The following is a 2,225-nucleotide window of genomic DNA, read 5'->3' on the forward strand; positions in this document are numbered from 1 at the left end:
TCCTCAACGCGGTCGACGGCCAGGAACGGGTGGTCGGCGGGCAGCGCGTACTGCAGCTGCGCGACGTGCGCCTGTACCAGGTCGGCGGGGACGGGCGCGTGCTGTCGCTGACCCGCGCCGGCCTGGCGGGGCACGCCGCGGCCGGCCGGCAACCGCGCGAGGGGGGCCCGGGGGGGCTCGGCGGGGGGGGCGCCGACGCGGGAACACCGCACAGGGGGCAGGGGGGTGGTGGGGGGGCGCGACATGCGCTCGAATATACCCATCGCGCCTGAATGGCCGTGACGAAGCGGCCACATGCGCCGCGCCCACGGTCGCGCATCAACCGGAGCCGCACCGTGTCGCCATGGATGTACCTGGGTTTCCCGCTGCTGGGCCTGGCCGCCGGCCTGCTCGCCGGCCTGCTGGGCATCGGCGGCGGCCTGGTGATCATCGCCGCCCTGGCGTGGATGCTGCCGCTGTTCGGGATCCCGCAGGAAGCGGCGATGCACGCGGCGCTGGCCAGTTCGCTGGCGAGCATCGTGCTGACCGGCCTGTCCTCCGCGCGCGCCCATGCGCGCCGCGGCAGCGTCCTGTGGCCGACGGTGGGATGGATGGTGCCGGGCCTGCTGCTGGGCGGCTGGCTGGGCAGCGGACTGGCGGTGGGGCTGGACGACTCAGTGCTGCGCTGGGAGGTCGCGGTGTACTGCCTGGTGGCGGCCTGGCAGATCGGGTTCGGCACGACCCGCGCACCGGCCGACGGCAGCGAGGTCGCGCCGCCGCGTGGCTGGCCGATGACCGTGGCCGGCGGCGGCATCGGCGCGATGTCGGCGGTGGTGGGCATCGGCGGCGGCAGCATGACCGTGCCGCTGCTGGTGTGGCGCGGCGTGCGCCCGGTGCGCGCGGTCGGCACCTCCAGCGCCTGCGGCGTGGCGATCGCGATTTCCTCGGCCGCCGGTTACGCCCTGCACGCCCCGCCCGGCGCGCTGCCCGGGCATGCCATCGGCTACGTCTACCTGCCGGCCGCGCTCGGGGGGGCCATGGCCTCGGTGCTGGCCGCGCCGCTGGGCACGCGCCTGGCGCATGCGATCAGCGGCCAGGCGCTGCGCAAGGTGTTCGCGCTGTTCCTGCTGCTGGTGGGCGTGAGCGTGGCGCTGTCCGGCTGAGCCGGATCAGTCGCCGCAGCTGGCGGCGACGATGGCGGCAATGCGTTCGTACTCGCGCTGGCGCCAGGCGGCGTTGTCCGGATGGGCCAGGCGCCAGCGCGTCTGCGCCTGGCGGGCGTGGTCGCGCCCGGCCTGGCAGGCGTCGGCGGCGTCCACGGCCTCGCAGCGGTCGCGCACCACTTCGCAGGCCTGGCCGGCACCAGCGGCGGGGTCGCCGTCCAGGCCGACGGTGCGCAGCGGGATGCAGCGCGGCGTAGGCTCGGCGACCTCGGACAGGTAGCGGTCGCCCTCGCGGCTGAGGCAGCGATGCAGCGGCGGAGGCGCCGGGCGCTGCGGCCTGGGCGGCTCCGCTGCCTGGCCACGGGGAAGGGTGGCGCTGTCGAGCAGCCGCGTTCCCTGGTCGGTGCTGGTCGTCAGGAACTCGCCGTTGGCCGTGCGCACGGTCGAAGTGGGACCGGTCGCGGCACCCGGCGTGGCGGCCACGCCGCCGACCACCTGCTCGCGCTGCTGGCTGCCGGGCGGACACGGGCTGTTCTGCACGGTCAGCTGCCCGTCGGCACCGGTGCAACGGTACAGGACGACCTGCTGCCCGGCGGCCGGCGCGGCGGTAGCCAGGGCCGCCAGCAGGCAGGCGGCGGGGAAGGAAGGGAATCGGTGCATCGCTCAGGATCCAGGACAGTCGCGTGCCAGGCGCGCGTCGATGCCGGCCTGTTCGGCATCCAGCGCCTCACGCTCGCTCGGCATGGCGGCATGGTAGACGCGAAGGATCTCGTAGCGGCGGTCCGACAGGTGCGCGCACACATCTTCCTGCGGCAGCCGCTCGCACGGGTCCTGCACCCAGGTGCCGGTGGCGACCACGCCGTGCCCCGGGTGCGGGGGGCGTCCAGGCCCCGGGCCAGGATGCGGTCGTGGTGGCCGCGGCCCGGCAGGCGGTGCGAAACCGCCGACCCACAGCGGCACCCAGCGCGGCGTGCCGCGGCCATCCTCGCTGAGGTAGCGCTCCCCGTCGGGCGTGGTGCAGCCGTACATGGGCTCGGGCGCCTGCACCCGCACCACGCCCGACGGGGAGCGCTACCTCAGCGA

3 protein-coding genes and 1 pseudogene are annotated in these 2,225 nt (G+C 75.8%); 2 read left to right on the top strand and 2 right to left on the bottom strand.

The window, feature by feature from the left end; genetic code table 11:
• Positions 1-272 (top strand): annotated as a pseudogene (locus CSC68_RS16000) (hypothetical protein); the annotation flags it as partial.
• 63 nt (positions 273-335) lie between these two features.
• Positions 336-1,142: a sulfite exporter TauE/SafE family protein gene (locus CSC68_RS15720; protein ID WP_246193647.1), complete on the top strand. Its 807-nt coding sequence runs from the start codon at positions 336-338 to the stop codon at positions 1,140-1,142.
• Positions 1,143-1,148: 6 nt separating this feature from the next.
• On the opposite strand, the gene CSC68_RS15725 is transcribed toward CSC68_RS15720, so the two are convergent.
• Positions 1,149-1,802 (bottom strand): DUF4124 domain-containing protein, encoded by a 654-nt coding sequence (locus CSC68_RS15725; protein WP_162204533.1) that lies wholly within the window; start codon positions 1,800-1,802, stop codon positions 1,149-1,151.
• Positions 1,803-1,805: 3 nt separating this feature from the next.
• Positions 1,806-2,171: a hypothetical protein gene (locus CSC68_RS15730; protein WP_246193649.1), complete on the bottom strand. Its 366-nt coding sequence runs from the start codon at positions 2,169-2,171 to the stop codon at positions 1,806-1,808.
• Between the last annotated feature and the right edge of the window lie 54 nt (positions 2,172-2,225).

The organism is Pseudoxanthomonas suwonensis (assembly GCF_010093235.1).
In the GTDB taxonomy this organism is placed as follows: Bacteria; Pseudomonadota; Gammaproteobacteria; order Xanthomonadales; family Xanthomonadaceae; genus Pseudoxanthomonas; species Pseudoxanthomonas suwonensis.

Coding starts and splice junctions, on each gene's coding strand:
- CSC68_RS15725 (WP_162204533.1), bottom strand. CDS start 1,802: ATGCACCGATTCCCTTCCTTCCCCGCCGCCTGCCTGCTGGCGGCCCTG.
- CSC68_RS15730 (WP_246193649.1), bottom strand. CDS start 2,171: ATGTACGGCTGCACCACGCCCGACGGGGAGCGCTACCTCAGCGAGGAT.